This window comes from Sinorhizobium glycinis, from assembly GCF_001651865.1.
GTDB classification, from domain to species: domain Bacteria; phylum Pseudomonadota; class Alphaproteobacteria; order Rhizobiales; family Rhizobiaceae; genus Sinorhizobium; species Sinorhizobium glycinis.
Window position 1 is genome coordinate 534,535 of sequence record NZ_LPUX01000064.1, and the last position, 22,092, is coordinate 556,626.

At 64.6% G+C, this 22,092-nt stretch carries 20 protein-coding genes, 1 pseudogene and 1 riboswitch; of the genes and pseudogenes, 18 read left to right on the forward strand and 3 right to left on the reverse strand.

Features of this window, described 5'->3' with window-relative positions:
* Positions 1-2: 2 nt before the first annotated feature.
* From AU381_RS22325 to AU381_RS22355, 7 genes are all read left to right on the forward strand, one after another.
* Entirely contained in the window at positions 3-1,136 is a 1,134-nt protein-coding gene (locus AU381_RS22325; RefSeq protein WP_064243898.1) for a CgeB family protein, read from the forward strand.
* Complete coding sequence (locus AU381_RS22330) at positions 1,133-2,221, forward strand: CgeB family protein (RefSeq protein WP_064243899.1); 1,089 nt, start codon at positions 1,133-1,135, stop codon at positions 2,219-2,221. Before AU381_RS22325 ends, AU381_RS22330 begins: the two co-directional genes overlap by 4 nt.
* Entirely contained in the window at positions 2,218-3,336 is a 1,119-nt protein-coding gene (locus tag AU381_RS22335; RefSeq protein ID WP_064243900.1) for a CgeB family protein, read from the forward strand. Before AU381_RS22330 ends, AU381_RS22335 begins: the two co-directional genes overlap by 4 nt.
* An 18-nt stretch (positions 3,337-3,354) precedes the next feature.
* Positions 3,355-4,395, forward strand: coding sequence for a UDP-glucuronic acid decarboxylase family protein (locus tag AU381_RS22340; RefSeq protein WP_064243901.1), 1,041 nt, complete (start codon positions 3,355-3,357; stop codon positions 4,393-4,395).
* 2 nt (positions 4,396-4,397) lie between these two features.
* Complete coding sequence (locus tag AU381_RS22345) at positions 4,398-5,180, forward strand: TIGR04290 family methyltransferase (protein ID WP_064243902.1); 783 nt, start codon at positions 4,398-4,400, stop codon at positions 5,178-5,180.
* Between the two features lie 203 nt (positions 5,181-5,383).
* A complete protein-coding gene (locus AU381_RS22350; protein WP_064244198.1) occupies positions 5,384-5,824 on the forward strand; it encodes a DUF2267 domain-containing protein in 441 nt (146 codons plus the stop codon).
* Between the two features lie 58 nt (positions 5,825-5,882).
* Positions 5,883-6,881 (forward strand): PQQ-dependent sugar dehydrogenase, encoded by a 999-nt coding sequence (locus AU381_RS22355; protein WP_064243903.1) that lies wholly within the window; start codon positions 5,883-5,885, stop codon positions 6,879-6,881.
* 370 nt (positions 6,882-7,251) lie between these two features.
* On the opposite strand, the gene AU381_RS22360 is transcribed toward AU381_RS22355, so the two are convergent.
* Together AU381_RS22360 and AU381_RS22365 are read right to left on the reverse strand one after the other, a co-directional pair.
* Positions 7,252-8,232 (reverse strand): AraC family transcriptional regulator, encoded by a 981-nt coding sequence (locus AU381_RS22360; protein WP_064243904.1) that lies wholly within the window; start codon positions 8,230-8,232, stop codon positions 7,252-7,254.
* 241 nt (positions 8,233-8,473) lie between these two features.
* The gene (locus AU381_RS22365) at positions 8,474-8,728 is read right to left on the reverse strand and encodes a hypothetical protein (protein WP_064243905.1); all 255 of its coding nucleotides are present in this window, start codon (positions 8,726-8,728) and stop codon (positions 8,474-8,476) included.
* A gap of 184 nt (positions 8,729-8,912) precedes the next feature.
* Positions 8,913-9,142, forward strand: a riboswitch (cobalamin riboswitch).
* A gap of 265 nt (positions 9,143-9,407) precedes the next feature.
* Between AU381_RS22365 and AU381_RS30120 the strand changes: the two genes are divergently transcribed.
* The 4 genes from AU381_RS30120 to AU381_RS31050 are packed head-to-tail and all read left to right on the forward strand — an operon-like array spanning position 9,408 to position 12,346.
* Positions 9,408-10,370 (forward strand): ABC transporter substrate-binding protein, encoded by a 963-nt coding sequence (locus AU381_RS30120; protein ID WP_244520116.1) that lies wholly within the window; start codon positions 9,408-9,410, stop codon positions 10,368-10,370.
* Positions 10,367-11,395 carry a FecCD family ABC transporter permease gene (locus AU381_RS22375; protein WP_064243906.1) on the forward strand — a complete coding sequence of 343 codons (1,029 nt, stop codon included), beginning with the start codon at positions 10,367-10,369 and terminating at the stop codon, positions 11,393-11,395. The genes AU381_RS30120 and AU381_RS22375 overlap by 4 nt, the downstream gene beginning before the upstream one ends.
* Positions 11,392-12,195, forward strand: coding sequence for an ABC transporter ATP-binding protein (locus AU381_RS22380; RefSeq protein ID WP_064243907.1), 804 nt, complete (start codon positions 11,392-11,394; stop codon positions 12,193-12,195). Before AU381_RS22375 ends, AU381_RS22380 begins: the two co-directional genes overlap by 4 nt.
* A gap of 19 nt (positions 12,196-12,214) precedes the next feature.
* Entirely contained in the window at positions 12,215-12,346 is a 132-nt protein-coding gene (locus AU381_RS31050; RefSeq protein WP_280137785.1) for a cupredoxin domain-containing protein, read from the forward strand.
* A 265-nt stretch (positions 12,347-12,611) separates the two neighbouring features.
* On the opposite strand, the gene AU381_RS22385 is transcribed toward AU381_RS31050, so the two are convergent.
* On the reverse strand, positions 12,612-13,607 hold the full coding sequence (locus AU381_RS22385; protein WP_064243908.1) for a helix-turn-helix domain-containing protein: 996 nt from the start codon (positions 13,605-13,607) through the stop codon (positions 12,612-12,614).
* A gap of 266 nt (positions 13,608-13,873) precedes the next feature.
* On the opposite strand from AU381_RS22385, the gene AU381_RS22390 reads away from it, so the two are divergent.
* The 7 genes and pseudogenes from AU381_RS22390 (at position 13,874) to AU381_RS22420 (ending at position 21,987) form a co-directional block, all read left to right on the forward strand.
* Positions 13,874-14,899, forward strand: a complete 1,026-nt coding sequence (locus AU381_RS22390) for an ABC transporter substrate-binding protein (RefSeq protein ID WP_064243909.1) — start codon at positions 13,874-13,876, stop codon at positions 14,897-14,899.
* Between the two features lie 71 nt (positions 14,900-14,970).
* A complete protein-coding gene (locus AU381_RS22395) occupies positions 14,971-16,476 on the forward strand; it encodes a sugar ABC transporter ATP-binding protein (protein WP_064243910.1) in 1,506 nt (501 codons plus the stop codon).
* Positions 16,476-17,468: an ABC transporter permease gene (locus tag AU381_RS22400; protein WP_064243911.1), complete on the forward strand. Its 993-nt coding sequence runs from the start codon at positions 16,476-16,478 to the stop codon at positions 17,466-17,468. Before AU381_RS22395 ends, AU381_RS22400 begins: the two co-directional genes overlap by 1 nt.
* A complete protein-coding gene (locus tag AU381_RS30125; RefSeq protein WP_064243912.1) occupies positions 17,465-18,421 on the forward strand; it encodes an ABC transporter permease in 957 nt (318 codons plus the stop codon). The genes AU381_RS22400 and AU381_RS30125 overlap by 4 nt, the downstream gene beginning before the upstream one ends.
* A complete protein-coding gene (locus AU381_RS22410) occupies positions 18,418-19,437 on the forward strand; it encodes a LacI family DNA-binding transcriptional regulator (protein ID WP_064243913.1) in 1,020 nt (339 codons plus the stop codon). Before AU381_RS30125 ends, AU381_RS22410 begins: the two co-directional genes overlap by 4 nt.
* 123 nt (positions 19,438-19,560) lie before the next feature.
* A pseudogene (locus AU381_RS22415) lies at positions 19,561-20,794 on the forward strand (Gfo/Idh/MocA family protein).
* A 425-nt stretch (positions 20,795-21,219) separates the two neighbouring features.
* A complete protein-coding gene (locus tag AU381_RS22420; protein ID WP_064243914.1) occupies positions 21,220-21,987 on the forward strand; it encodes a 3-hydroxyacyl-CoA dehydrogenase in 768 nt (255 codons plus the stop codon).
* Positions 21,988-22,092: the final 105 nt, after the last annotated feature.

Sequence of the window (22,092 nt, forward strand, 5' to 3'; positions counted from 1 at the left end):
CGATGCGGTTCCTCTTCTACACCCAATCCCTCGTTTCCGACTGGAACCATGGAAATGCGCATTTCCTGCGCGGCGTCATGCGCGAACTCGTCGGCCGCGGACACCGGGCGACGGCTCTCGAACCGCGCGACTCCTGGAGCCGCCTGAACCTGATCGCGGACCAGGGCGTCGGGCCGATCGCCGCCTTCCGCAAGCACTTTCCGGAATTGCACGCGGAGAGCTACGACGCGAACTTCGATCACGAGGCAGCGGTAAGCGATGCCGATGTGGTTGTCGTGCATGAATGGACGGAGCCGGCCTTGATCGCCCGGCTCGGGCGCATCCGTCGCAATGGCGGCCGTTTCACGCTCGCCTTTCACGACACGCATCATCGGTCCGTCTCTCAGCGGCGCGAGATCGCCCGGCTCGATCTGACCGGTTACGATTTCGTCCTGGCTTTCGGCGAGGCGCTCCGCGAGCGTTATCTCAGTGCCGGCTGGGGCAAGCATGTGTTCACCTGGCACGAGGCGGCCGATACCTCGCTGTTTCAGCCGATGCCGGAGGTGGAGAAGACCGGCGATCTTGTCTGGATCGGCAATTGGGGCGACGACGAGCGCAGTGCGGAGATCGCCGCCTTCCTCGTCGAGCCGGCGCGACGACTGAAGCTGAGGACGACGGTGCGGGGCGTCCGCTATCCGGGCGCCGCCCTGAAGGCGTTGCGGGCGGCGGGGATCTGCTATGGCGGCTGGGTCGCAAACGCCGCCGTTCCCCGGACCTTCGCCGCGCATCGCGCGACCATGCACATTCCGCGGCGACCTTATGTCGAGGCGCTGCCCGGCATCCCGACCATCCGCGTGTTCGAGGCGCTTGCCTGCGGCATTCCGCTGATCTCGGCGCCCTGGAACGATGCGGAAGGCCTTTTTCGCGCCGGCAAGGATTTCCTCTTCGCCCGCAGCGGAGAAGAGATGACGCGCCTCCTGCGCCAGGTGCTTTCCGACCCGGCCTTTGCCGAAGAAATGACGGCGAGCGGATTGGAGACGATCCGGCGACGCCACACCTGTGCGCATCGCGTCGACGAGCTTCTCCGCATCGTCGCTGCCTATGGACCGAGACAGGCTGTGGGCGATAGCGCCACGACCAAGGAGGCAGCGATATGAGGATTGCCTTTTACGGATCGAGCCTCGTTTCGGCCTATTGGAACGGCGCGGCAACCTATTACCGCGGACTGCTCAGGGCGTTGGCCGCGCGGGGTTACGAAATCACCTTCTATGAACCGGACGTCTATGATCGGCAGAAGCACCGCGACATCGATTCGCCGGATTGGTGCAGCGTCGTCGTTTACGAAGGGACTGTCGCGGCGCTGAAGCGGGCCGCTGCCTCGGCGGCCGAGGCCGACGTCGTCATCAAGGCGAGCGGCGTCGGCTTCGAGGACGATCTGCTGCTCGTAGAGGTGATGGCTGCGGCACGTCCGGCGGCGCTGAAAATCTTCTGGGATGTCGACGCGCCCGCCACGCTTCAGGAGCTCCGGGCGGCCCCCGATCATCCGCTGCGGCGCGCACTCTCTTCGCTCGATCTCGTCTTGACCTATGGCGGCGGCGATCCGGTTGTCCGCTCCTATCGGGCGCTCGGCGCCTGCCAATGCGTGCCGATCTATAACGCCGTCGACCCGGAGACGCATCATCGCGTCTCCGAAGACCCGCGCTTTGCCGCCGAACTTGCCTTCCTCGGCAATCGCCTGCCGGATCGCGAGGCGCGGGTGGAAGCGTTCTTCCTCGCGCCCGCGGCCCGACTCGGCAACCGGCGATTCCTGCTCGGCGGGGCCGGCTGGCATGACAAGCCGCTGCCCGCGAATGTTGCCTATATCGGCCACGTTCCGACGGCCGATCACAATGCCTTCAACGCGACGCCCCACGCGGTCCTGAACATTTCGCGCGCCAGCATGGCGGAAAACGGCTTCTCGCCGGCAACCCGCGTCTTCGAGGCGGCCGGCGCCGGCGCCTGTCTGATCACCGACGCATGGGAAGGCATCGAGCTCTTCCTGAAGCCGGGGGAGGAGGTACTGGTCGCCCGCGACGGCCAGGACGTGGTCGAACTGATGCGGAAGCTGACGCCTGCAAGTGCGCAGCAGATCGGAGAGCGGGCGCTCGCCCGCGTCCTCGGCGAACATACCTACGCGCATCGGGCTGCGGAAGTGGACCGCGTCTTTCGCGATCGGTCGAGCCGTGTGGAGGCAGCCGAATGAACCGCCGGCTCGACATCGCCATCCTGGGCCTCTCGCTCTCCTCCTCGTGGGGTAACGGCCATGCGACGACATTTCGAGCCCTGCTGCGCGGCGTCCATGCGGCCGGCCACCGGGTGACCTTCCTGGAACGCGACGTTCCCTGGTATGCGCGCCATCGGGACATGGCCGAGCCCGACTTCTGCGAGCTTGTCCTTTACAGGAGCGTTGACGAACTGCTGATGCGACATGCTGGCAAGTTGGCCAGTGCCGATGCCGTGGTCATCGGCTCCTACGTGCCCGACGGGGTGGAGGTGATCGACGCTGCCGTCGATCTCGGCGCCAAGCGTCTGTGCTTCTACGACATCGACACGCCGGTGACGCTTGCAAGGCTCGGGCGCGGCGACGAGGAATATCTGGCCTGCCGGCAGGTGCCTTTGTTCGATCTCTATTTCTCCTTTTCCGGAGGCCCGATGCTCGATCGGCTCCGGAGCGATTTCGGGGCGCGCCGAGCCGTGCCGCTCTATTGCGCCGTCGATCTGGACATCTATCGCAATACGGGTGCGCCGAGAGAATGGGATCTCGGCTATCTCGGAACCTTCAGCCCCGACCGGCAGCCGGCGCTCGAGCGTCTGCTCATCGAGCCGGCTCGGCGTTTGCCCGAGATGCGCTTCGTCGTTGCCGGCCCGAACTACCCGGCCGGGCTCGACTGGCCGGGCAATGTGCAGCGCATCGAGCATCTGCCGCCTGCCGAGCACGCCGATTTCTACAGCCGCCAGCGGTTCACGCTGAACGTGACGCGCGCCGACATGGTAGCGGCGGGCTGGTCGCCCAGCGTCCGCCTCTTCGAGGCGGCCGCCTGCGGCACGCCCCTGATCAGCGATTGGTGGGAGGGCTTGGACAGCTTCTTCCCGCCCGGACAGGCCGCGATCATCGCGACGAGCAGCGACGATGTCGTCGCGGCACTGACGAGTCTCGACGATCGTCAGTGCAAGGCGATTGCCGACAGCGCCTATCAGCGTGTCGCAAGCGCACACAGCGCTGCGGTTCGCGCCAGAACCTTCGTCGGGGCCATCGAAAGCATCGCGCCCAAGACCGATCTCGCCACGAGACATTCAGAGCGGCGGCTTCGGGTATAACCGAAAGGAGAACGGCCTATGGCAAAGAGAAAAGGAGCAAATCGCGGAAGGGTCATCCTGGTTGCCGGAGGGGCCGGCTTCGTCGGATCCCACCTTTGTTCAGCCCTGCTCGGCGCCGGCAACCGGGTGATCTGCCTCGACAGCTATCTGACGGGATCTCCGGACAATGTCGCCGCGCTTCAGCGCAACCCTTACTTCACCATGGTCGAACAGGATGTCTGCGACGAGATCGTCAGCGATGAGCCGCTCGACGAGATCTACAATCTCGCTTGCCCCGCCTCGCCGCCGTCCTACCAGGCCGACCCGATCCATACGATGATGACCAGCGTGACCGGAACCGGAAATCTGCTGCGGCTTGCCGCCCGGCACGGTGCCAGGTTCCTCCAGGCCTCGACGAGCGAGATCTACGGCGATCCGCAGCAGCACCCGCAGCAGGAGGAATATTGGGGGCATGTCAATTGCACCGGCCCGCGGGCTTGCTACGACGAAGGCAAGCGGGCGGCCGAGGCGCTGTGCTTCGACAGTCTGCGGGCCGGCAGCGTCGACGCGAAAGTGGCGCGCATCTTCAACACCTACGGCCCGCACATGCGGCCGAACGACGGCCGGATCGTCTCGAACTTCGTCGTGCAGGCGCTGAACAACGAGCCGCTCACGGTCTATGGCAGCGGTGAGCAGACGCGGTCCTTCTGCTATGTGTCCGATCTCGTCGAGGGATTGATCAGGCTGATGAACCGCGATCCCAATCCGGGTGTACCCGTAAACCTCGGCAATCCGGGCGAGTTTACCGTCATCGAATTGGCCGAACTGGTGCTTTCGAAAGTCAGGACGGCGTCGGCTATCGTCCACGCACCCTTGCCGCCCGATGATCCGCAGCGCCGCCGGCCCGACATCTCCCGAGCAAAATCGCTTCTTGGCTGGGAGCCGAAGGTTCCGCTGCAGGACGGACTGACGCACACGATTGCGTGGTTCCAGAGGGCGCTTCCGCAGCAGCCGCCAATGCGCCGGCGCGGCCGTCCTGCGCGTCAGCCGGAAATGTCCGTGCTTTCTCAGGACCTTTGATCATGGTTCAGGAGACGAAATACCGAACGGCTATCGAGAATGAGATCGCGGCACTCGGCCCCTGGTTCCACAATATGCGGATCGCGGGCGTCGAAACGTCTCCCGATCACTTCCTCGGCGATTATCCAGCGGTGAAATGGGAGAGGTTCAAGCATGTCGTGCCGGAGGACCTAGATGGCCGGAGCGTGCTCGACATCGGCTGCAATGCCGGCTTCTACTCGCAGGAAATGAAGCGCCGCAACGCCGGCCGGGTGCTCGGCATCGACTCCGACCCGCGCTATCTGCGGCAAGCGAAATTCGCCGCCGAACAGGCCGGAATGCAGGTCGAGTTCAGGCTGATGTCCGTTTACGACGTGGCACAGCTTCGCGACAGGTTCGACCTGGTCATCTTCATGGGCGTTCTTTACCATCTGCGCCATCCGCTCCTGGCGCTCGATTTGCTCTACGAGCACGTGGTCGATGACAAGATGCTCTTCCAGTGCATGCAGCGCGGAGCCAATTCGGTCTCGCCGCTCGAGGCTAACTACGATTTCCGTGAATGGGGAATTTTCGATCGTCCGGACTATCCCAAGCTGTTCTTCGTCGAAGACCGGTTCGCCGACGATCCCACCAACTGGTTCATTCCGAACCGAGCCGGTGTCGAGGCGATGCTTCGCAGTTCCGGTTTCGTCATCGAAGCCAACCCGGAGCGGGAGGTCTATCTGGTGCGGAAAGGGGAACGGCCCTTCATGAGCGAGCCAACGCCGCTTGTCGGCTCCCCGGGCCGCTACTGCTTGCTTCCTTGAGCCGTTGCCGATTTAAGGGCAAAGACATGCAGCAATTCAAAGTCCAGCCATCTTGGCGCGTCTGACAAGACGCGCGGCGCCACCAGCCATCGAGACGAACCAAAATTGCACATACCTCGACTGTTTGCAGAGCATGCATCCCCATTGGAACATCGGCGCATCCCGCTGGTTCGGCAGCATGCATGAGGAAACAGGAGGGCAAGATGAGTGCTTCCGGGGTTGCCGCGTTCGACAAGACGCTTCAGATCACCAATATCTGGCTCGATGAAATCATGGAGCATCAGGGCCCGGATCGTCAGCTGGCATGGCATATCCTCGGCGCCGTCCTCCACACAGTGCGCGATCGCTTGCCAGCAGACCTCGCGGCGCATCTTTCCGCGCAACTGCCGCTGCTTGTGCGCGGCGCCTACTACGATCAGTACGAGCCTTCGAAACAGCCGACGCGTTCGCGGAGCTTGGACGAGTTCCTCGGGCAGGTGAAGGACGAACTCGCCTTCACCCGGCCGGTCGACGCAAAGGAGGCGGTGCAGACTGTATTCCACGTCCTGTCGCATCACCTGGACCCGGGCGAAGTGCGCAAAGTCCGCGATGGATTGCCTGCCGACGTGCGGGCGCTCTGGCCCGATCCTGCCCAGCGACATTGATGGCGTGGAAGGTCGGCGACGGCGAAATTCATCAATCGCGTGAATTCGGAGGGCGCCGATGGACGTCATTTTCCTAAAAGCCGGAATCCGGTTTCTCGGGCTCGCCGCGGTCGCGACGGTTGCCTCCGGCGTCGCCCTCGGCCCGGCGCGGGCGGAACTGCTCGCCCGGGTTCCCGCTGCGCGCGAAATGGCGGTCTGCGGCGACACATTGTTCGTCGGAACAAAAGGGTCCTCGGTCTATGCCGTGCCGCTGTCCGGCGGCCGCGCCCGACGGGCCGCCTCCGGATTCTCCGCACCGAATGGCGTCGCATGCTCCCGCGGCCGCTTGTTCGTCGCTTCGAGGGACAGAATCACTGCGTTCGAGATCGGGCGCGGCGGCACCCTGAACGGCCGGCGCGATATTCGCCGCGGGTTGCCGAATTCGGGGGGCCACAGTTTTCGCTACATCGCCGTCGGTCCCGATTCGAGGCTCTACGTGTCGTTTGGATCGCCTTGCAACATCTGCTTGCCGCGCGGGCTGCAAGGCACGATCGCCAGCATGAACCAGGATGGGTCCGATCTACGACGCGTCGCCTGGGGTGTGCGCAATTCGGTCGGATTCGACTGGCGGGGCAGCACCATGTTCTTCACCGACAACGGAGCCGACCGAATGGGGGACGATATCCCGCCCGACGAGCTGAACGTGCTTCGGCAGGGCGGCTTCTATGGCTTCCCCTATTTCGGCGGCCGAATCCGTCTCACAGGGTTTGAGGACGCGCCGCCGCCCGCCCGTCAGATAGCGCCCGTTTTCAACTTTCAGGCCCATGTCGCAGCCTTGGGGATCCATTTCTTCCGCAGCCTCGGCGGTGACGCACTGGTCGCCCAGCACGGCAGTTGGGACAGGTCGGTCCCGGTCGGCTATCAGGTCGTGCGGCTGAGCTTCCGGGGCGGCCGGCCAGTCTCGGCGACGCCTTTCCTGCGAGACGTCGGCCGGCCGGTGGACGTCAAGGAGGCGCTGGACGGTTCCGTCCTCGTCTCCGACGACGCCGGAGGCGCGATCTACGTCTTCAGGCGATAATGGCGCACGGAGTCACTGCAGCGGCCGTCATGCTTCGGGAGCGGGGATGGTTGGGTTTCGCCCTTACCGCGACCGGCCCGCTCGCCTGACGACGAGGCATGGCCGGTCGCGACGCCTTCAAGGCTTTTGGCTTTGGTCCGCCGCATCGTGGACGGTTCCGAATTTATCCGAGGGTAGGAGGGGTGTCGATACGAAGCACCGGTCGGCACCCGGCCCGGACCCGGATTTGGAGCGTCACAGTGACCTTATCGGCACAGTACGACACGTTGTGGTTGAGAGGGGTGGAGGGGACCTTCATGCGCAAGGTGAAAGATCGTCGCTGACATGCCCTGCGCTCGCGGACAGAACCGTTAGCGGCTCACACCAAATGCTATCTACGAACCGAAGGGGAGCGGAGTGTCTGCGACGGAAGCTCGCCGAACCGGTTGCGGTAATCCGTGGCCAGCCGCCCCATATGGGTGAAGCCCCAGCTGAGTGCGACCTCGGCGACGCTTTGGCCCGGTCTGGCCTCCACCAGTTCTTCGCGGAAGGCCTCCAGGCGCAAATGTTGGAGGTAGTTCATCGGAGTGGTATTTTTGAACTGACGGAAACCCTGCTGGAGCGTACGCGAACTGACACCGCAGGCGACGGCGACCTCCACCAGGGTCATTGGCTTCGACAGGTTCGCCGTCATGAACTCGATTGCTTTCTTGACGTGACGGGGCACCGGCGAGGCGGCGCGGCGCATCTTCTCCGAAAAGCGGTGCGGCAACGTCTCGAGAATCATCTGCATCAGCGCTTCGCTAAGCCTCGTCAACGCGAGCGGAGACTTGCGCAACGGTGCGCTTCCGGCCAGTCCGGCCTGAAGTGTAGCTGCAATGCGGGCAATCGCCGATCCTGGCCCGGACAACAGGTCGAACTCCGGCGAGAATTCCAATCCTCCGGAAACCGGCACCTCGACCATCTCGCTCAGATGGCGGCAAAGTGCCGCTCGCTCGATGGCGACAGCCATGTGCTCGCGCGAGCTCAAGGAGAGTGCGGTGATGCGCCTGCTGCCTTCGATGATCGCTCCGCGTTCGGGTGACGAGCAAATTGTGCGATCTCCCACACGAATGTCCACCCGGCCCTTTTGCGGCATGACGAACACGAGCTGATCGCCAACCCCTTCGCTCTCCACGAGGAGTTGCCCGTCATAGTGACTGTGCCCGATCGACATTGCGCCGGCGTTCGCCCACGCGCATTTGTAGTAGATACCCTCGGTGGAAATCGGTTTGACGAGCACCCGCGATGTCCAGCCAGTCAGCGTGGCAGCAAGGCGGTCCGGGTCGCTCCCTTCAAACGAGAAGTACTCCGGTCTGTCCCGCAAGACCATGCGTTTTTCCTCTCATTGCAGAACCCGCTCAACAGGAGTCGGAGGCTATGGAATGCGAATTCCAAATAATGTCAAGAATAAAACGTCCGTTTCGTTGAGCTTCATCCGCAATGCGAGTTGAGGGTCATGCGCCGTCTCTTTGGAAGAGCGGCAAAGGATTTTGCCCGATGGGCCGCGTACGAGCGAAATGTAAACGATTACTTCGACAGAAGCGTTTCGCCAGGAGCAATCCTGCGGGGCGTTACGTCATTTTGCGAACGACCCAGAGAGACCGGCCCGCATGCGCGATTCCGGACACCTGCCGAAGGCGCGGATTGTCCTTGAGCCGCTCGGCCTCAACCGCATCGAGAAGCAGAACCTGCCGATCCGTCTCGTTCGCGTTCGGTGTAATCCAGCAGCGCCGATCGTCGCAGCAAAGCCCCGCTTCCGGATGTTCCTGCAGGTACTCGATCGCATATTCGGCGTTCACTTTTTGCGGACCCGCATCGCCGGACATCTGTGCTTTCCTCCTGCTTCTGGATTGCTCGAGGACCGTATGATCATACGCGATTACGGCGGCCGGTGCAGGGGGACGATTCTTGCCGGCTTCCGCGGCATGGGGCTGGATGCAACTCCGCACGGCAGAGGACGCCGGGCCTCGCCTGGCAACAGCACCGGCCTTGACCAGTCCAGATCAACTATTTAAGGAAGCCGTCGACGGTTCCCCTACGACGAAGCGAAGGGGATTAATAGGGAACACGGTGCGGACGACCCAAGAGGGACCAAGACCGTGGCTGCCCCCGCAACTGTAAGCGGATTGCCGCCACCCTCGTGACGCGCAAGCGTCATGCCACTGCGAGTTCGATCGCGGGAAGGCAGGTGCAGGCAGATATCCGCGAGCCAGGAGACCTGCCGTCATGCGTTCACTCCAGTGCCACGGGCGGGGATGCCCGGAACAGGAAAAACCATGACCTCTCCTTGCGCCGATCTGTGCCTTGCTGCCTTCGGTTTTCCCCGCTCCTCGACGCCGTCGAACTGCCGGCAGGCGGACTGACTCCGTCCGCCCGCGCCACGAGCAGGCCGCCTTCCTTGCGCGCCGCTTCATCGAAATTTGGGGAATTCTGATGAGAAGCATCTTTGCAAAATCAAGTCGCGTCGTCCTGTGCGCTGCAGCCGTACTTCTGGCGGCAATCGGCATGGAGGCCGAGGCCGCCGAGACCAGCTACCCGCTGACGCTGACGAATTGCGGCCGTCAGGTCACCTTCGAGAAGGCGCCCGAACGCGCCGTCTCGATCGGCCAGAGCAGCACGGAGATCCTCTACCTGCTAGGCCTCAACGATCGGATGGTCGGGACCGCCGTCTGGATCGGTCCGGTCATCGAGGGCTACGAGGAAGTAAATGCCAACGTCGAGCGGCTCGCCGACAACGACCCGAGTTTCGAAGGCGTCCTCGCCAGGAAGCCGGATCTCGTGACGGCGCAGTTCCAGTGGCATGTCGGGCCCGAGGGCGTCGTCGCCAAGCCCGAGCAGTTCGAGGAGCTCGGCATTCCGGTCTATACGTCCCCGGCCGATTGCGTCGGCAAGGACAATAGCGGCGGCGGCGACGGCGTTCGCCACACGGTCTTCACCATGGACCTGATCTATTGGGAGATCAGCGAACTCGCCCGGATCTTCAACGTCCAGGAGCGCGGCGAGAAGCTGGTCGCCGATCTGAAGGCGCGCGAGGACGCGGCGAAGAAGAAGATCGCCTCGGCGGACGGCAAGCTTTCCGCCGTGTTCTGGTTCTCGAGCGCCGAGCTCGACATCGATCCCTATGTCGCCGGCAAGAACGGTGCGCCGGGCTACATCATGCGGGCGCTCGGCATCAGGAATGTCGTCGAAAGCGAAGAGGAATGGCCGACCGTCGGCTGGGAAACCATCGCCAAGTCCAGCCCGACGCTGATCGTCGCGGGCAAGATGGAGCGCCGTCGCTTCCCGGCCGACGACATTGCCGTCAAGCACAAGTTCCTGGGGTCCGACCCGGTCGCCAGCCTGATGCCCGCCGTGAAGGAGGGCCACGTCGTCGAGATGGACGCCCAGGCGATGAACCCGACGATCCGGACCATCGAAGGCATCGAGGCGCTCGCCGATGCCGTCGAAAAATCCGGCCTGAACAAGTGATCGGCATCGTGCCATCGCTCTCCCGGACGAGCGCCAGCCTGCTGGCGCTCGTCGTGCTGCTTGTCGCCCTCTGGCTGGGCGCGGCGATCGGCGAGACGTCGATTCCGATGGGCGTCGTGGCCAAGACGGTCGCCAACCGTCTGTGGGATGCCGGTTACGGTCTCGATGCGCTCGACGAGGGCATCATCTGGAACTACCGGGTGAGCCGCGCCATCGTCGCCGCCTGCTGCGGTTCGGCGCTGGCGCTTTCAGGCGTCGTGCTGCAGTCGCTCTTGCGCAATCCCCTGGCCGACCCCTATATCCTTGGTATCTCTGCGGGTGCCTCAACGGGCGCGGTCGGTGTCGCCGTCCTCGGAATCGGCGCCGGCCTTATGACGCTGCCGGCGGGGGCGTTCGTCGGAGCCATCCTCGCCTTCGGGCTCGTCAGCCTGCTCGCGATGCGTGCCGGCAGGGGGCACGGGGCGATCATCCTGGCCGGCGTCGCCGGCTCGCAGCTTTTCAACGCGCTCACATCCTTGATCGTCACCAAGGCCGCCAATGCCGAGCAGGCGCGCGCGATCATGTTCTGGCTGCTCGGCAATCTGTCCGGAGTGCGCTGGCCGGATGTCTGGCTCGCCGTGCCCGTCGCGGTGGTCGGCCTCATCGTCTGTCTGTGGCACGCGCGGGCGCTCGACGCCTTCACCTTCGGCTCCGAGTCGGCAGCCTCGCTCGGCATCCCGGTCCGCCGGGTCTATGTCGTCCTGATCGGCACAACGGCGATGATGACCGCGGCCATGGTCAGCATCGTCGGTTCGATCGGTTTCGTCGGCCTCGTCATCCCGCACGTGTCGCGGATGATCGTTGGCGTCCGGCACGGGTTGCTGCTTCCCGCTTCCGCCTTGATCGGGGCGGTGTTCATGATCGCCGCCGACATCGTGTCGCGCGTCGTCATTCCGGGCCAGGTGCTGCCGATCGGCGTCGTCACCGCGCTGGTGGGCGCACCCGCCTTCGCCGTCATCCTCAGTCAGAGCAGGACAGTTCGATGAAACTCTCCGCTTGCAATGTTTCATGGTCGACCGGCGGCGTTTCCATCCTGCGGGATGTCTCTCTCGACGTCGTCGCGGGCGAGTTTCTCGGCATCGTCGGGCCGAACGGCTCCGGCAAGACCAGCCTGATGTCGCTGCTTGCCGGCCTTCGGCGGCCGAGGTCCGGTCGGGTGCTGCTGGACGGGCAGAGCGTCGACAAGCTGGGACGGAAGGAAATCGCCAGGCGCATTGCGCTGGTCGAGCAGCAGGCCGAAACGAGCGAGCGCATCTCGGCGCGCCAGGCCGTCGAACTCGGCCGCACGCCGCATCTCGGGCCTTTCACCCCATGGTCGGCGAGGGACGATGACATCGTCGACGAGGCAATCCGCAACGTCGGCATGGCGCAGCTTACGGCGCGCATGTGGCACACGCTGTCGGGCGGGGAGCGGCAGCGCCTGCACATCGCGCGTGCCCTGGCACAGGAGCCACAGATCCTCCTTCTCGACGAGCCGACCAACCATCTCGACATAGGCCATCAGATCGGCCTTCTGCATCTGGTGCGGCAGCAGAAGCTGACGGCGGTCGCCGCACTCCACGATCTCAACCATGCCGCCATGTTCTGCGACCGGGTCGCGTTGATGAGCGGCGGTCGCATCGCTGCGCTGGGACGCCCGTACGAAGTTCTGACCGAAGAGCGAATCCGCACCGTCTTCGGACTGGACGTCGATGTCGAGCACGAAGGCGAGGGCCGCTGCCATATCCGTTACCGCGCACCGGGTGCGCCGACTGCCGTAAGGCCGATGCTGAAGCGGATTTCATGATCAACTCGTCAGGCTGCTGTTGACCGCTGATCGTAATCTCGATGCCGGCCTGGCGAGCGCCGGGACGATCGACGGCATGGTCCCGGACGGACATCCGGGGTTCAAGGGCAAGATCAACGAGAAGAGCGTCGTCACCTGCGCAGGGAGGTAACGGACGGGACAACCGGTCGCTGAAGCGGGACGGGATGTTCGATTTGCCGAGGGCGCACCCCCCTCTGCCCTGCCGGGCATCTCCCCCACATGGGGGGAGATGGTCAAAGGCAAAGCCCTGCCCACCGGTAAGCTCGTGAATGCCGAAACGCTGAATTGTCGAGCAAGACGCTGCTGCTCGCCGATCTCCCCCCTTGTGGGGAGATGCCCGGCAGGGCAGAGGGGGGTGCTCCCGAGTTTTCGCTGCGATCGGCTTGGGCACTAAACTAATTCAGCCGGAAGCCATTGCCCTTCAGACCGGGCCGGGCCAGATCGGAGGATGGCGAGACACCAAATGCAGCCCGGTATTCCTGGGAAAACCGGCCGAGATGCACGAAGCCCCAGCGCTGCGCGATTTCGGCTACCGTCGCCGATGGGCGCGCCTCGATCATTTCGCGGCGGGCGCCTTCGAGCCGCAGCTGCCGAAGGTAGCTCATGGGCGTCGTATTGAGGAATCGGCGGAAATTCACCTGAAGGGCGCGGGCGCTCACGCCCGCGGCAGCCGCCATGTCCGCGACACCGATTGGCAAGGCCGCATGCATCCTGGCGAAATCCATGGCTCTTCTGAGCTGGCGCGGCGCGATCGTATTGACCGGCAGATTGGACTGGGAAAGGGAATGATGGAGGTTTTGCACCATCAGCAGGCAGAACATCTCCTTGAAGCTGGCGAGCGCAATGGGCGAGGCCGCCAGATTCTGGCTTTCGCAGATGTTCTCCCGGAAGAACCGGATCAGGTTGAGCATGTGGGCCATGGGCCCGCTGTTGAGGTCCTGCACCGGCGTGAATTCGAATCCTGCCGGAATTGCCCGCTCGTAGGTTCCGACAAGCGCCGCCATGACCGCCTCGCGCGGCACGCAAAATCCTTCGCCGACCGACCCTCCGCCGATGGTAATACCGGAATAGCGATCCGCCGACGTCAGCAATCCCGAACCAGGCGTGACGTGGTGCCGTATGCCTCCGGTCGCCAGCTCGTAGCTTGTTCCATGCTCCATGAAGAACATGAAATCGTCGCTCTCGATGTTGACGGCAAACTGCCGGAGGGTGGAACTCGAGCCCGACCAGCCGCCGAAGCCATCGATGCCGTGCATGCTGAACGAAAAATGGTCGCGGCAATCGCGGTTCAGCGGTTTGTATATTTCGCCCTTTTCCGCCGACAGCCAGTTCGAAATTTCTCCCGCCGTGAGCGGTGCTTCATCGAGCTTTGCAGTCAGAATTCCGGTCAAATGGCACCCCTTGGCGTTCCTGCCTGAAGGCTTCGCAAGGATCGCCGGAAGCCCGAACGTACCGTGCCCCCATGCCGCAGGCGCTATCGCCCGAAAGTATAGCCTCTCGCTTTAGCGGGCAAGTTCGCCGCCTGGTGTGATGGCGGGATCTTCACAGGCAAAGGTGCGCTCCAGCACAGCGAAGTCGCGATACAACTTTAAACTCGGCATTGAAATCGATTACATTTTCTGGCTTCATGGCTCACGCAAGATTTTGGGAGGATCTTATGACGAAATTCATTGCATTTGCGCTTGGCACGGTCGCGTCTCTCGTTGTCTCGGCCTCGGCGGTCAACGCGGAGACCTTCAAGATCGGCCTGTCGAACGGCTGGGTCGGCAGCGAGTGGCGTACCCAGATGATCGACGAGGCGAAGGAAGCCGCGGCGAAATGGAAGGACAAGGACGTCGACGTCGAGGTTTCGGTGCAGAGCGCCAATGTCGACGTGCCCGGGCAGATCGCCCATATCCGCAACTTCATCGCCGAGGGCGTCAACGCCATCATCGTCAACCCGAACAGCCCGACGGCCTTCGACCCGATCTTCGCCCAGGCGAAGGAGGCCGGCATCCTGGTGATCGCGACCGATGCGGAAGTCTCCTCGCCCGATGCGATCTATGTCGGCATCGACCAGACCGCCTGGGGCGCGGCCGGCGCCAAATGGCTTGCCGAGACGCTCGACGGCAAGGGCAAGGTGGTGGCGATCAACGGCGTTGCCGGGCATCCGGCCAACGAGATGCGGGTCGCCGGCTACAAGTCGGTCTTCAAGGACTTTCCGGATATCCAGATCGTCAATGAAGTGAACGCCAACTGGGACCAGGCCCAGGGACAGCAGGCGATGCAGAACATCCTTGCCACCTATCCCGACATCAACGGAGTCGTCGTGCAGGACGGCATGGCCGCCGGTGCCTGGAAGTCGATCATGGATGCGGGCAAGAAGGACCAGATCGCCGCGACCGGTGAGATCCGCAAGGACTTCATCGACCTCTGGATCAAGGACAAGCTGAACTCCGGCGCGACCGTGAACCCGCCCGGCGTCATGGCGAGCGCGCTCAATGTCGCCGTCCTGATGCTGCAGGGCAAGGAACTGAAGGAGCCGGCCAAGGCGGGCCAATACGGCAACGCCCTCTACCTGCCGATCCCGTTCATCGATTCGAAGAACGTCGAGGAGGCGGCAAAGCAGCTCGAAGGCAAGCCCGGCTATTACTCCTATACGAGCTCGCTTTCAATCGAAGAGGCGGAAGCGCTCTTCAAGTGAGCCTTTCCGGGTAGGGCGCGGGCCGATCACGGCCTGCGCCCGGCAAGCCGAAGCGTAACGGACGCAGTCGCATGTCGAAATTAAAACTGAGCGGCGTGAGCAAGGCTTACGGCGCGACCTTGGCGCTCCGCCGCGGCGACCTCGAAGTCCTGGCCGGCGAGGTCCATGTACTCATGGGCTCGAACGGTTCCGGCAAGAGCACGCTCTGCAAGATCATTGCCGGCAGCGTGCGGCCGGACGATGGCAGGATCCTGATCGACGACACGCCGGTGACGATCACCGGTCCGCGTTCGGCCCGCGCTCAAGGCATCGGCATCTTCTATCAGGAGCTCAGCCTCGCTGCCCACCGCACGGTCGAGGAGAACGTCTGCCTTGCCGCGCTGCCGGCCAAGGCCGGGCTCTTCGTCGACCGCACGGCGCTGAAGGAGCGGGCGGCGCGCTATATCGCGCTGTTCGACGGCGTCTCCGGCGATGGCTTTTCCGCGGATGCGCTCGTCGGTAACTTGCGCCCGGACCAGCGCCAGCTCGTCGAGATCATGAAGGCGCTCGCCAGCGAAGCGCCGCTCATCATCTTCGACGAGCCGACCTCGGCGCTCGACCGCGCCCAGGTCGAGCGCTTCTTCGAGATCCTGCGCGATCTGAAGCGACGCGGCCGCGGCATCATCTTCATTTCGCACCGGATGGACGAGATCAAGGCGATCGGCGATCGCGTCACGATCATCCGCGACGGCGAGACGATCACGACCCTCAATCTGGGCGAGACCGATGCCGGCACGGTGATCCGGCTCATGGTCGGCGGCGCCGGCGACATGCCGGCCTCGCAATCCTCGGTGCCGGCGGTTGTCGACGCGAAGGACGGGGCGGCGCTGACGGTCCGCAATCTTTCGGGCGCCGGTTTCCGCAATGTCAGCTTCGAAGTGGCCCGCGGCGAAATCCTCGGTTTCGGCGGCCTGCACGGCCAGGGCCAGTCGGCGCTTCTCAGGGCGATCTTCGGCGCCGGCGCGGTCGCGTCGGGCGAGATCCTGATCGGCAGCGAGCGGTTTGATGCGGCAAGTCCCCGCGACGCGATCCGCCGCGGCTGCGCCTATGTCTCCGGCGACCGCGGCCGTGACGGCGTCATCAGCGGCCGGCCGATCATCGAGAACGTCACGCCGATCCATTACCTGCGCGACCGGCTGATGATCGCCAGGCCCTCGAAGCTCAGCGACCGGGTCGCGCCGGCGCTTGAAAGCATGCATACGAAATTCGCGAGCCTCTTCCATCCGATCAATTCGCTCTCCGGCGGCAACCAGCAGAAGGTGATCATCGCCCGCTGGCTGATCGACCGTCCGGATGTGCTTTTGCTCGACGACCCGACCAAGGGCATCGATCTTTCGGCCAAGGCCGACCTCTTCGCGCTGATCCGGCAATTGGCGGCCGAAGGTCTCGGCATCGTTCTCTACTCCTCGGAAGATGCCGAACTGCTCGGCAATGCCAACCGCATCCTGGTCTTCAACGGCGGCTCGGTCAGCCGGGAACTCATCGGGGCGGATCGCACCCGCTACAACCTCTACCAAGCCGCTTACGAGGCCGCCTGATGGCAGAGATCGCAACCAGCCCGACCTACCGGCGCGCCGGCGGCATCCGCAGGCTGCTCGAGCGCTATCCTTTCCTGCCGGCGCTCGCCATCGTCCTGGTGCTGCTTGCGCTCAACGGCGTCTTCTCGCCGAACAGCCTCAGCTACCGCTCGCTGACCGGGCTGCTCAGCACCTACATGGCGCTGATCCTGCTTGCGATCGCCCAGACCTATGTCGTCTATGCCGGCGACATTGATCTGTCGGCGGGCTCGATCCTGTCGCTCGTCAATGTCGCGATCGTCGTGCTGATGGAGCGCTGGGGGGGAGGCGCCGGCGCGGTGCTGCTGGCGCTCGCCATCGGCCTGCTCATCGGGCTCGCCTGCGGGCTCGTCAACGGGTTCGTCGTCGCTGCGCTGCGGCTGCAGGCGATCGTCGCCACTTTCGCGACCAGCATCTTCTTCACCGGCCTGGCGCTCTACATCCTGCCGGTTGCCGGTACGCCGGCGCCGACCATCTTCTGGCGCACCTATGGCGGCCGGCTGCTCGGGCTGCCCTTCGTGTTCTATATCCTTGCGGCGCTGGTCGTCCTGCTCACGGTGCTGAGCCGCACGCGCCTCACTACGCAATTGCTCGCCGTCGGCGACGACCAGCAGGCGGCCTACCAGACCGGCTTGCCGGTGGTCGCGATCAGGATCCGGGGCTATCTGCTCTGCGGCCTGTTCTCGGCGCTTGCGGCCTTCTGCATCACGGGAGATACGGCAAGCGGCGATCCGCTGGTCGGCGGCAAGATGACGCTCTTCAGCGTCGCCGCCGTTGTGCTCGGCGGCAGTGCGCTTTCCGGCGGCTGGGGAACGGTGGTCGGCTCGCTCCTCGGCGCGCTGACGATCGGCCTTATCAGTTCCGTCGTCTTCTTCATGGGGACGCCGTCCGAGTGGCAGAACTTCGTCCAGGGGCTGGCGATCCTGATCGTTCTGATGGCCGGAGTGCTTGCCGGGCGGAGGGCGCGGCCATGAGCAGGATAACGTCTTTCCTCCGCCAGCCGATCGTCGTCGCGCTCATCCTGATCGTCCTCCTCCTCTATCTCGGCGAACTGCTCTCCCCGGGCTTTGCCAGCGGTGCGCAGATCCTCAGGCTGATGATCGTCGCCTCGTTGCTCGGCATCGTCGCGGCCGGCCAGAACGTGGTTATCCTCGGCGGGCGCGAGGGCATCGATCTCTCGGTCGGCGGCGTCGTGTCGCTGTCGGCGATCATCGCCGGCAATGTCATGAACGGCGCCGATGGGGGTATCTTGCCGGCGATCGCCGCCTGTCTTCTGGCCGGTGCCTTCTTCGGCCTCCTGAACGGCCTCGGCATCACGCTGCTGCGCATCCCGCCGCTCGTGATGACGCTCGGCATGCTCGGCGTGCTGCAGGGCCTGCTCGTCGTCATCCGCATGGGCATTCCCTCCGGCCAGGCGGCGCCTGCCCTGTCGCGCTTCGTCACCCAGCCGCTCGTCCTCGGCGTGCCGGGCATCATCTGGCTGTGGGTCGCGATCGGTATCCTGATGGCCTTCATGCTCAACCGGACGGTCTTCGGCCACCGCATCTATGCGATCGGCTCGAACGAGCATGCGGCCTATATGGCCGGCGTGCCGGTCAGGCTGATGCGAATAGCCCTCTTCATGATCTCCGGCATGTTCTCGGCGATCGCCGGCCTCTGCCTGCTCGGCTATTCCGGCTCGTCCTTCGCCAATGTCGGCGAGCAATACACGCTGACCTCGATCATCGCCGTCGTCTTCGGCGGCACCTCGCTCGCCGGCGGCAAGGGTGGCTATACCGGTACGATGGCCGGCGCCTTCCTGCTGGTCATCCTGCAGGGGATCCTCACCACCGTGAACATCGACGAATCCGGCCGGCAGATGGTGTTCGGTGCGACACTTCTTGTCCTCATGATGTTCTATGGCCGGGGCCGGGCGATGCGCGCATGAGGGACCGGCCGAAGATCAAGGATATTGCCGAGAAGGCCGGAGTGTCGGTCGCCACAGTCTCGCGCGCGCTTTCCGACTCGGCGCTGGTGACGCCCGAAACGCGCCAGCGCATCCACGATCTGGCGCGCGAGCTCAACTACCGCCCCAATGTCAGCGCCCGGAACCTGAGGACGCGCAAATCGATGGCGGTGCTCCTTGTCGTGCGCGATGTCGGCAACCCCTTCTATCTCGACGTTCTGAAAGGTGTCGAGGCGACGGCGCGGGAAGCGGGCTATGCGGTGCTGATGGGCAATACCGAGAACGATCCGCTCCGCGAGATCGAATATTTCAACATGCTGCGCGACGGCCATGCCGACGGCATGATCCTGATGACCGGCAAGCTGCCCCCGGAAGGCGGCAATCGCACCGGCGCCTGGAACCATCTGCCGGTGGTGGTGGCGCTCGAAATGATCGAGGGTTCGGAACTGCCGCATGTGCAGGTCGACAATGTCGGGGCCGCGCGCGAGGCAGTGGAGCATCTGATCGGGCTTGGGCACCGACGAATCGCCCATATCAGTGGGCCGGTTCCGGAACCGATGAGCGTCTACCGCCGCGAGGGCTATCGGCTCGCCATGCGCGAAGCCGGTCTGGATATCCCGCCCGGCTACGAAGTTCGCGGCAACTTTCTGCTGGAGGGCGGGCTGGAATGCTGCCGAGCGCTCTTTGCACTTCCGGAACCGCCGACGGCGCTGTTCGTGGCCAATGATGAAATGGCCTATGGTGCCGCCCATGAGCTGAGGCGCATGGGGCGCGACGTCCCGAGCGAGGTCTCGGTGGTGGGTTTCGACGATCTCTATCTGAGCAAGGCCTTCTACCCGCCGCTGACGACCGTCAGCCAGCCGCGCGCCGAAATCGGCCGCACCGCCATGGGGCTCCTGCTCAGCATCCTGTCGGGCGGGCGCGTCGAGGGCGGCGAACCGATCGTGCTGCCGACGGCGCTCAACATTCGCGGCAGCACGGCGCCGCCTTGCATCTGAGCTATCCTACAGCGCCGCGCGCCTTATCAGGCGCGCAAAGGTCGCTGTAGCACTTTGAATTGCTGCATGTCTTTGTCCTTAAATCGAGGTCGATTCAAGGAGACATGCAGTAGGGAGGAAGGAATGACGACATTGCCAAAGCAGACCCTGCGCATCGGATTTGTCGGAACCGGCTTCATCGCCCACTTCCATCTGAAGTCGTTGGTCGGCGTGCGCAACGTGGAGGTGACGGGCGTCTACAGCCGCAAGGCGGAAAACCGGGAGCGCTTCGCGGAAGCGGCGAAGGAACTCGAACTCGGGACCTGCCGCCCCCATGGCAGCCTCGACCACCTTCTCTCGGCCGGCGACGTCGATGCGATCTGGATCGTGTCGCCGAACTATACACGGCTGGAGGTCATGCGGGCGCTCCATGCGGAGATCAAGGCGGGGCGCAGCCAGGTCTTCGCCGTCGCCTGCGAAAAGCCGCTGGCGCGCACCGTCGCCGAGGCCCGCGAGATGCTGCGTCTCGCCGAGGACGCCGGCCTCAACCATGGCTATCTCGAAAACCAGGTCTTCTGTACCCCGGTGCTGCGCGGCAAGGAGATCATCTGGCGCCGCGCCGCCACGACCACGGGCAGGCCCTATCTGGCCCGCGCCGCCGAAGAGCATGCCGGCCCGCACGAGCCGTGGTTCTGGCAGGGCGACAAGCAGGGCGGCGGCGTGCTTTCCGACATGATGTGCCACAGCGTCGAGGTGGCGCGCCATCTGCTGACGGCCCCCGGCGCGCCGCGCAATTCGCTCAGGGTCAAGGCGGTGAACGGCACGGTGGCGAACCTCAAATGGACCCGCCCGGCCTATGCCGACCAGCTGCAGCAGCGATACGGAAACGAGGTCGACTACCGCAATCGCCCCTCGGAGGATTTCGCCCGCGCCACCGTCACCCTCGAGGACGAGGCGGGCAACGAGCTGATGATCGAGGCGACGACCTCCTGGGCCTTTGTCGGCGCCGGCTTACGCATCCAGCTCGAACTCCTCGGCCCCGAATATGCGCTGGAATACAATTCGCTCGGCACGGGGCTGAAGATCTTCCTGTCGCGGGCGGTAAAGGGGTCCGAGGGCGAGGACCTGGTCGAAAAGCAGAATGCCGAACAGGGGCTGATGCCGGTACTCGAGGACGAGGCCGGGGTCTATGGCTACACGGACGAGAACCGGCACCTTCAGGAAGGGCATGAAACCGCTCGAGACCTTCGAGGACGGGCTCGCCGTCGTCGAGATCCTGATGGGGCTCTACCGCTCGGCCGAGATCGGCGCGACGCTCAATTTCCCGGCGCCGGAGCTTGAGAACTACGTGCCGCTGGTGGCACGCACCGGGGCATGAGGGGGGAAGGCGCGGCTGCTATTCCTGAAGCGAAAATCGGCAAGTGGATGAGGCTACCCCCCTCTGCCCTGCCGGGCATCTCCCCCACAAGGGGGGAGATCGGCTGGAGGCGCGGCCTTACCTTACTATAACGGGCGCATGCCGCAGCACAGTATCCCTTGATCGAGGCGTTGTGACATTGGTGAGCGGGACATTGCCACCTGCCCATCTCCACCCCTGTGGGGGAGATGCCCGGCAGGGCAGAGGGGGGTGCCGCCTTACGTGCCGGCAGCCTCTATCGGCTATCGCTTCGATAGCGCCTCCGGCTATAGTCAGCGCCGAGGAATCGACGCCGTGCAGCGGCGCTACGCGATAAGCGATGGGAGGAGAACGATGATTGAAAGGAATTCGGCCCCGCGGCTCCCCACGCCCGACGGAGCGCGGCCATGCTGATCCTCGACAAGGTATTTCTGGTCACCGGCGGCGGCTCGGGGCTTGGCGCCGCCGTCGCTCGGATGTTCGTCGCCGACGGCGGCCAGGTGGTCATCGCCGACGTCAATGAAGAGGCGGGAGCGGCGATGGCCGCCGAACTCGGTGACCGCGCCCGCTTCGTGCGGACGGACGTGACGAGCGAGGCGGACGGTGCCGCGGCGGTGCAGGCGGCGCTCGACACCTTCGGACATCTGCACGGGCTCATCAACTGCGCCGGCATTGCGCCCGGCGAGAAGGTGCTCGGCCGTGACGGGCCGCATCGGCTCGACAGTTTTACGCGAGCGATCGGCATCAACCTCATAGGCACCTTCAACATGATCCGCCTTGCGGCCGCGGCGATCGCCCGGGAGGAGCCGGATCTGGAAGGCGGCCGCGGCGTGATCGTCAACACCGCGTCGGTCGCCGCCTTCGACGGGCAGATCGGCCAGGCGGCTTACGCGGCCTCGAAAGGCGGCGTCGTGGCGATGACGCTGCCGATCGCGCGCGAGCTCGCCCGCTCCGGCATCCGCGTCGTGTCGATCGCTCCGGGTATCTTCGAAACGCCGATGATGGCCGGCATGCCGCAGGAGGTGCAGGATTCGCTCGGCAAGAGCGTGCCGTTCCCGCCGCGCCTCGGCCGGCCGGGGGAATATGCCGCGCTGGTGCGGCATATCTGCCAGAACGACATGCTGAACGGCGAGGTCATCCGGCTCGACGGGGCGCTGAGGATGGGGGCGCGGTAGGCGCGGCAATGAGAGCCAGAGGTTTGTCGACTTCGGCCTGCACCCGCCCCTCATCCGGCCTGCCGGCCACCTTCTCCCCGCAGGCGGGGCGAAGGAGACTCGCGG

What these genes read in the sequence shown, in the direction of transcription:
- AU381_RS22325 (WP_064243898.1), top strand. Translation starts at nt 3, where the DNA reads ATGCGGTTCCTCTTCTACACCCAATCCCTCGTTTCCGACTGGAACCAT.
- AU381_RS22330 (WP_064243899.1), top strand. Translation starts at nt 1,133, where the DNA reads ATGAGGATTGCCTTTTACGGATCGAGCCTCGTTTCGGCCTATTGGAAC.
- AU381_RS22335 (WP_064243900.1), top strand. Translation starts at nt 2,218, where the DNA reads ATGAACCGCCGGCTCGACATCGCCATCCTGGGCCTCTCGCTCTCCTCC.
- AU381_RS22340 (WP_064243901.1), top strand. Translation starts at nt 3,355, where the DNA reads ATGGCAAAGAGAAAAGGAGCAAATCGCGGAAGGGTCATCCTGGTTGCC.
- AU381_RS22345 (WP_064243902.1), top strand. Translation starts at nt 4,398, where the DNA reads ATGGTTCAGGAGACGAAATACCGAACGGCTATCGAGAATGAGATCGCG.
- AU381_RS22350 (WP_064244198.1), top strand. Translation starts at nt 5,384, where the DNA reads ATGAGTGCTTCCGGGGTTGCCGCGTTCGACAAGACGCTTCAGATCACC.
- AU381_RS22355 (WP_064243903.1), top strand. Translation starts at nt 5,883, where the DNA reads ATGGACGTCATTTTCCTAAAAGCCGGAATCCGGTTTCTCGGGCTCGCC.
- AU381_RS22360 (WP_064243904.1), bottom strand. Translation starts at nt 8,232, where the DNA reads ATGGTCTTGCGGGACAGACCGGAGTACTTCTCGTTTGAAGGGAGCGAC.
- AU381_RS22365 (WP_064243905.1), bottom strand. Translation starts at nt 8,728, where the DNA reads ATGTCCGGCGATGCGGGTCCGCAAAAAGTGAACGCCGAATATGCGATC.
- AU381_RS30120 (WP_244520116.1), top strand. Translation starts at nt 9,408, where the DNA reads ATGGAGGCCGAGGCCGCCGAGACCAGCTACCCGCTGACGCTGACGAAT.
- AU381_RS22380 (WP_064243907.1), top strand. Translation starts at nt 11,392, where the DNA reads ATGAAACTCTCCGCTTGCAATGTTTCATGGTCGACCGGCGGCGTTTCC.
- AU381_RS22390 (WP_064243909.1), top strand. Translation starts at nt 13,874, where the DNA reads ATGACGAAATTCATTGCATTTGCGCTTGGCACGGTCGCGTCTCTCGTT.
- AU381_RS22395 (WP_064243910.1), top strand. Translation starts at nt 14,971, where the DNA reads ATGTCGAAATTAAAACTGAGCGGCGTGAGCAAGGCTTACGGCGCGACC.
- AU381_RS22400 (WP_064243911.1), top strand. Translation starts at nt 16,476, where the DNA reads ATGGCAGAGATCGCAACCAGCCCGACCTACCGGCGCGCCGGCGGCATC.
- AU381_RS30125 (WP_064243912.1), top strand. Translation starts at nt 17,465, where the DNA reads ATGAGCAGGATAACGTCTTTCCTCCGCCAGCCGATCGTCGTCGCGCTC.
- AU381_RS22410 (WP_064243913.1), top strand. Translation starts at nt 18,418, where the DNA reads ATGAGGGACCGGCCGAAGATCAAGGATATTGCCGAGAAGGCCGGAGTG.
- AU381_RS22420 (WP_064243914.1), top strand. Translation starts at nt 21,220, where the DNA reads ATGCTGATCCTCGACAAGGTATTTCTGGTCACCGGCGGCGGCTCGGGG.